Annotated in this window: 4 protein-coding genes; 1 reads left to right on the forward strand and 3 read right to left on the reverse strand. The window is 67.1% G+C overall.

The features are described from left to right. Positions 1-188: 188 nt before the first annotated feature. Genes EWE75_RS23245 through EWE75_RS23255 form a run of 3 tightly spaced genes read right to left on the reverse strand, consistent with a single transcriptional unit; the run spans position 189 to position 5,938 of the window. The gene (locus EWE75_RS23245; RefSeq protein ID WP_231708536.1) at positions 189-1,595 is read right to left on the reverse strand and encodes an efflux transporter outer membrane subunit; all 1,407 of its coding nucleotides are present in this window, start codon (positions 1,593-1,595) and stop codon (positions 189-191) included. Next, positions 1,585-2,739 (reverse strand): efflux RND transporter periplasmic adaptor subunit, encoded by a 1,155-nt coding sequence (locus EWE75_RS23250; RefSeq protein WP_130160442.1) that lies wholly within the window; start codon positions 2,737-2,739, stop codon positions 1,585-1,587. Before EWE75_RS23250 ends, EWE75_RS23245 begins: the two co-directional genes overlap by 11 nt. Further along, entirely contained in the window at positions 2,732-5,938 is a 3,207-nt protein-coding gene (locus tag EWE75_RS23255) for an efflux RND transporter permease subunit (protein WP_130160443.1), read from the reverse strand. The genes EWE75_RS23250 and EWE75_RS23255 overlap by 8 nt, the downstream gene beginning before the upstream one ends. A 160-nt stretch (positions 5,939-6,098) precedes the next feature. Between EWE75_RS23255 and EWE75_RS23260 the strand changes: the two genes are divergently transcribed. After that, on the forward strand, positions 6,099-6,992 hold the full coding sequence (locus EWE75_RS23260) for a LysR family transcriptional regulator (RefSeq protein ID WP_130160444.1): 894 nt from the start codon (positions 6,099-6,101) through the stop codon (positions 6,990-6,992). The last annotated feature ends 218 nt before the right edge of the window (positions 6,993-7,210 follow it).

Consider the following 7,210-nt stretch of genomic DNA (forward strand, 5'->3'; position numbering starts at 1 on the left):
GACGCCTCGCCCTCAATTTGCTCCAGCACGACACCCGAAAACTCTCCATCCGCAGAAAATTTAAACACGCCGGATGGCACGACGACTATCTCTCTTCTCTCCTCGCTCAAATGCGATAGCCCTGCCCAACGGGAGAGGGAAGGGGCCCGCCCGGCGAAGCCGGGTGGGAAGGGTGAGGGTGACGCGCGCTACTTCCCCGCGCGGAAATCCCCGCCCAGCGCGCGGAACGTATCCCCAGCCGCCTGCAATTGCCGTGTCCGCACCTGGAGCAGCGCGCGTTCGGCGTCGAGCGCGGCGGTCTGCGCGGTGACGACCTCCAGATAGTCCGCCGCGCCATCACGATAGCGGATCAGCGCGAGGTCGCGCGTCGTTTCGGCGGCCTTGGCGGCGGCGGCCTGATCGGCCTCGCCCGCGACGAGCAGCCGCTGCGTGGCGAGATCATCCTCGACCTCGCGAAAGGCGTCGAGCACGGTCTGGCGATAATTGGCCGCCGCCTCGTCGAACTGTGCGCGCGTCTGCCGGACCTGCGCCGCGCGCCGGCCGCCGTCGAACACGGTCAGCGCCGCCTGCAACGGCCCGAGCGCCCAGAAGCTGCTCGCAGCATTGAGCCAGTCGCCGCCGATCGATTCGAACCCGCCCTGCGCGCCCAAGGTGACGTTGGGGAAGAACGCCGCGCGCGCCACGCCGATCTGCGCGTTGGCGGCGGCGACGCGACGCTCGGCGGCGGCGATGTCGGGGCGGCGCTCAAGCAGGGTCGAAGGGAGACCGGGCTGGATCACGGGCGGGCGGGTCTGCGGATCGGCGACCGCAATCGAAAAGGTCGCCGGCGCCTCGCCGACCAGCACGGCGATGGCATGTTCGTCCTTGGCGCGATCGATCTCGACCGAGGACAGTTCCGCCCGCGCGCTGGACAGTTGCGCCTGCGCGCGGCTGACGTCGATGCCCGAAGCGATCCCGCCCGAATGGCGCGTATCGGTCAGGTCGAACGCGCGCTGGAACGAGTCGACCGTCTGGCGCAGCAACAGGATGCGCGCGTCGAGCCCGCGCAGATCGAAATAGGTCGCGGCAAGCTGGCTCTGCAGCCCGAGCCGAACGCCTTCGACATCGAACGCGGCGGCATGCGCGTTGGCGCGGCCGGCGGCGACGCTGTTGCGCACCCGCCCGAACAGATCGAGTTCATAGGCAAGCGAACCACCAACCACCTTGTCGGTCTGCGTCGAGGCGATCCCCTTGCCGAGCGGTCGGTTGGCAGAGAGCCGGTCGCGCTCGCCGCTCGCCGCCACGCCGATCTGCGGGAAGAGATCGGCGCGCGCCTGCCGTACCAGCGACCGCGCCTGCTCATAGCGGGCCGAGGCGGCGGCGAGATCGAAATTGCCCGCGTCGATACGCGCTTCGAGCGCATCGAGCGCGGGATCGCCGAACGCCTGCCACCATTTGCCGGAAGGCGCGGGGGTCGCGGCAGCGACTTGCCACGGCGCGCTTTCCTTGAACGCCACCGGCGCCGTCATCGCCGGGCGCTGGTAATCGGGCGCGAGCGAACAGCCGCCGAGCAGCGCCGCCGTCGCGGTCAGCAGCCAGCCGGCCTTACTTGCCACCAGCCGCGCCCTGATGCTGCGCGATCTGCACCGTGTCGCCGGATTGGAGTGAGTCGGGCGGGCTGTCGATCACGCGGTCACTGGCGGAGAGCCCCGCGCTGATCTGCACACGGTCGCCGAGGTCGTGCGCGATCGTCACCGTTTTGAGCACAGCGCGGCCATCACTGCCGACGATCGCAACCTGTGTCCCGCCCTGCCCGACGATCATCGCACTCGCCGGCAGCTCGACCGCGCTGCCGCCGCCCGCGACCGGGAAGCTCGCCTGCGCATAAGCGCCGGGCTTGAGCGCGCGGTCGCCATTGGCGGCCTGCAGCTCGACCAGCACCGTGCCCGAGCTAGTATCGACCGCATCGGCCGAGCGCGTCATCTGCGCGGTGAAGGTCCGGCCCGGGTATTCGGGTAGGGTCAGCGTCACGTCCATGCCGGGATGGACCTGCGCCGAATAGGCCTGCGGCACCTTCACATAGATGCGGATGCGGCTGATGTCGGACACGGTGAACAGTGGCGTCGAAGCCGCACTCCCCGCCGTCACCAAACTGCCGACGTTGGTCGAGCGGGTGGTGACCACGCCCGAGAACGGCGCGATCAGCCGGGTGAAGCCTTGCGTATAGCGCAGCCGGTTGACGTTCGCGCTCGCCGCGTTGGAGAGCGCGGTCTTGGCGGCGAGATCGCCGACCTTCTCGTCGGTCTCCTGCTTGGACACGGCATCCTTGGCGAGCATCGTCTTCCAGCGCGTCGCGGTGCTGGCGGCGAGTTGCTGGTTGGCGCGCGCGGTCTGGTAATCGGCCTGCGCGGCGGCGAGCTGCTGGTCGACCTCGGGCGCGTCGAGCACGGCGAGCACCTGCCCCTGCCGCACGCTGTCGCCGATATCGACATACCATTTGCGGATATAGCCGCTGGTGCGCGCGTAGATCGGCGCCGATTGCAGCGCGGCGAGCTGCCCCGGCAAAACTAGCGCGCCGGTGCCCTTGCTCGCGGCGGCGTGGATCACGGTGACGGTCGGCACGGCTTGCGTGCTCGTCCAGGTCGCGAGCTGCGTCTCGGAATGCGAACGCGCCGCAATGCCGGCGCCGACGATCGCCACCGCGGCGACCACGCCGATGATGCCGATCCGTTTCAAGTTACGGCCATCGCCCTCAGGCATGTGCAAGCTCCAGATGGCCCGGCGTCGCGCCGGGTGCGGTTTTGGTATGGCGGCGATGCACCAGGCTGAAGATCACCGGCACGAACATCAATGTCGCGAAGGTGGCGACGGTAAGCCCGCCGATCACCGCGCGCCCCAACGGCGCGTTCTGCTCGCCGCCCTCGCCGAAGCCCATCGCCATCGGCAACATGCCGATGATCATCGCGAGCGCGGTCATCAGCACCGGGCGGAAGCGAACCTGCCCGGCCTCCAGCGCGGCGGCGGTGGCGTCACCCAGCACCTCTAGCCGCTCGCGCGCGAAGCTGACCACGAGGATCGCGTTCGCGGTGGCGACGCCCATGCACATGATCGCGCCGGTCAGCGCCGGCACCGACAGCGTCGTGCCGGTGATGAACAGCATCCACACGATGCCGGCGAGCGCGCCCGGCAGCGCGGTGATGATGACGAACGGATCGAGCCAGCTTTGGAAGTTCACGACGATCAGCAGGTAGATCAGCACGATCGCCGCGAGCAGGCCGAAGCCAAGGCCGGAGAACGCCGTCTGCATCGTCGCATATTGCCCGCGCAGCGTCACCGTCACACCCTTGGGCGTCTGGCCTTTCAGGCTGGCGATGACCGCCTTGATGTCACCCGCCACCGCGCCGAGATCGCGGTCGTTGATGGTTGCGTACACGTCGGTCACCGGCGCGATGTTATAGTGCGAGACGACCGCCGCCGCATTGGCGCGGGTGATGTTGCCGATCCCGCCGATGATCTGCGCACTGCCGCCGTTGGTGGCGGTGACCGGCACGTTGGCAAGGTCGCTCAGCGAGCCGATCCGATATTCGGGCGTCTGCGCGACGACCGGATAGGACACCCCGCTCTTGGGATCGAGGAAGAACACCGGCGCGGTCTGCGAGGTGCCGGCCAGCGCGCTGCCGAGGCTGTTGGTCACGTCGCGTTCGTTGAGTCCGTACTGGCCGGCGCGGGCACGATCGATATCGACGTTGAGCTGTGGGTAGCGCGCCGATTGCTGGATGCGCGCGTCGGCCACGCCGGGAATCGTGCCGATCCGCCGCAGGATCGCCTTGGCGAGCTTCTGGTTGTCGGCATCGTTCTTGCCGGCGATCTGGATGTCGATCGGCGCGGGCGCACCGAAGTTGAGGATCTGGCTGGTGATATCGGCGGGCAGGAACGAGAAGGTCGTGCCGGTGAACGCCTTGGGCAGTTCCTCGCGCAGCTTGCGCACATACTCGGCGGTCGGCTTGTGGCCCTCGCTGAGCTGGATCAGGATATCGCCATCCTGCGGGCCGATCGTGCCGGAATTGTTGTAGGTCGTGTTGATCGAGCTGACCGGCAGGCCGATGTTGTCGACGATCGAGACCAGTTCGTTCGCCGGAATGACCTCGCGGATCTTGTGCGCGATCCGGTCGAACTCGGCCGAGGTATCCTCGATCCGCGAGCCGACCGGCGCGCGGACGTGCAGCGCCATCTGCCCGGCATCGACCGACGGGAAGAAATTCTCGCCGAGGAACGGCGCGAGCAGAAACGACAGGCACACGCAGACGAGGAAGCCGATCACGAACACTTTGCGCGCACCCAATGCGCGTTCGAGCAGGCCGAGATAGCCGCTCCGCACCTTTTCGAACCCCCGCTCGAACCCGCGCTGGAACCGCACCAGCGGGTTGCGCGAAGCCGGCGTGCCGGCCTCATGCAGTGATTCGTCGTCATGCCCGGCATGGGGTTTCAGCAGATACATCGCCATCGTCGGCACCAGCGTGCGCGACAGGATGAACGACGCGATCATCGCGAACACCACCGCCAGCGCCAGCGGCACGAACAGGAAGCCCGATACGCCGGGTAAGAAGAACATCGGCACGAACACGATGCAGATGCACAGCAAGGACACGAACGCCGGCGTCACGATCTGCGCCGCGCCGTCGAGGATCGACTGCGTCACGCCCTTGCCCTGTTCGAGGTGCCAGTTGATGTTCTCAATCGTCACCGTCGCATCGTCGACGAGGATGCCGACTGCGAGGCTCAGGCCACCCAGCGTCATCGTGTTGAGCGTATTGCCCGTCACCGACAAAGCGATGATCGCGGCGAGGATCGACAGCGGAATCGAGATCGCGATGATGACGGTCGAGCGCCACGAGCCGAGGAACAGCAGGATCATCACCGAGGTGAGCGCGGCGGCGATCGCGCCTTCCTTGACGACGCCCTCCACCGCCGCCTTCACGAACAGCGACTGGTCGGCGAGCGGCACCACTTTCAGCTCGGGCGGCAAGGTCGCCTGGATCTTCGGCAGCGCATCCTTGATGCCTTGCACGATCGCCAGCGTCGAGGTGGCGCCGTTCTTGAGGATGGTGATGAGCACCGACCGCGACCCGTCGACATGGACGACGTTGGTCTGCGGCGCCGAGCCGTCGCGGACGTGCGCCACGTCGCGCATGGTGATCGTCGCGCCGTTGACCACCTTGATCGGCAGCGCGTTCAGTTCCTCGATCGTGCTCGGCGCGTTGTTGAGCTGGACGCTATACTGGAAGCTGCCGATCTTGGCGAAGCCGGCCGGGTTGATCTGGTTCTGCGCGGCGATCGCATTGCCGACGTCCTGACCGGAAAGCCCCTTGGATTGCAGCGCTGCCGGATCGAGATCAATCTGGATCTGCCGCGTGCGCCCGCCCGAGGGGTAGGGCACGGCAGCGCCCGGCACCGTCACCAGACCGGGGCGGACCTGGTTCTGCGCGAGATCGAACATCCGCCCTTCGCTCAGGCCCTTGCCCGACAGCGCAAGCTGGAGGATCGGCACGGTCGAGGCGTTGTAGTTGAGGATCAGTGGCGGCGTGATGCCCGGCGGCAATTGCTTGAGCACGGTCTGCGACACGCTCGTCACCTGCGCGGTGGCGGTGCGGATGTCGGCGCCGGGCTGGAAATAGATCTTCACCACGCCGATGCCGGGCAGCGACTGACTCTCGATATGGTCGATGTCGTTGACGGTGGTGGTCAGCACGCGCTCGAACGGAGTGATGATCCGCCCGCTCATCTGGTCGGGCGGAAGGCCGGTATATTGCCACGCGGTCGCGATCACCGGCACGCGGATGTCGGGGAAGATGTCGACCGGCGTGCGGATCGCGGCCAGCACGCCGATGATCGCGATCAGGATCGCCATCACGATGAAGGTCAGCGGCCGCGTCAGCGCCATTCGGACGATACCGATCATCGCAGGTTCCCGATGCTGGACTGGTGCGGCGGAGCGACCCGTGCGCGTGTCATGTTGGAATATCGACGCCCAAATATTGTGCGATGCGGCGAACTGCGCCCGGCGAACATCGCTGTCCAATATTGTTTACGGCATGATTGATATGGTAGCCCTATCAATCATGGAGCTCCGCCACCTCCGCTATTTCGTCCAGGTCGCCGAGGATCTCCACTTCGCGCGCGCCGCTGCACATCTCGGCATCTCGCAGCCGCCGCTCAGCCAGCAGATCCGCGCGCTCGAGGATGAATTGCAGGTGCGGCTGCTCGAACGCACCAGCCGGCGCGTCGCGCTCACGCCGGCGGGGCGGCTGTTCCTCGATGCCGCCCGCGCCACCTTGCGCGAGGCGGACAATGCCATCTCGGTCGCGCGCCGCGCCGCGCGCGGCGAACTCGGCGAACTCGCGATCGGCTTCAGCGCCTCGGCGCCGTTCGTGCCCGAGATTGCGCACGCCATCTCCGATTTCCGCGATCGGTATCCGCAAATATCGCTGGTGCTGCGCGAAATCGGTGGCGCGGACCATCTCGAACAGATCGCCGATCATCTGCTCGATATCGGGTTCCGGCGCGGTCGCGCGATCCCCGATCTGCCCGATACGCTGATCGCCGAACCGTTCCTCAGCGAGCGGCTCTACCTCGCCTGCCCGCCCGGCCACCGGCTGGCGCAGCAGGCCGGCGTGCGGATCGCCGATCTCGCCGACGAACCGCTGGTGCTCTACGCCAACGAGCGCAGCACTTTCACCAGCCACCTGCTCGATCTGCTCCGTGAAGGCGGCATCGAACCGCGCGTCGCGCAGATCGTCACCGACGTGACCAGCCTGTACGGGCTGGCGGCGGCAGGAATCGGCGTGATGGTGATGGTCGAATCGCTCTGCAACCTCCAGTCGCCGATGCTGACCTACCGCCCGATCACCGACGATACCGCGACGATCATGCTATGGCTGGTCCGCCACCGCGACCCGACGCTGCCATGCCGCAACTTCCTCGCGCTGCTTGATGCGCCCAAGGGGCAGGGATAGCCGTCACCATGCCCGACCTGCTCCCCTCCCTGAAAGGGAGGGGCTGGGGGTGGGTAGGCGTGTGGCGTCCGAAACATCCCCTCGCAGACCAACCCACCCCCGACCCCTCCCTTCCAGGGCAGGGCTATCGCATTTGAGCGAGGAGAGAAGAGAGATAGTCGTCGTGCCATCCGGCGTGTTTAAATTTTCTGCGGATGGAGAGTTTTCGGGTGTCGTGC

This window comes from Sphingomonas populi, from assembly GCF_004208535.1.
In the GTDB taxonomy this organism is placed as follows: domain Bacteria; phylum Pseudomonadota; class Alphaproteobacteria; order Sphingomonadales; family Sphingomonadaceae; genus Sphingomonas; species Sphingomonas populi.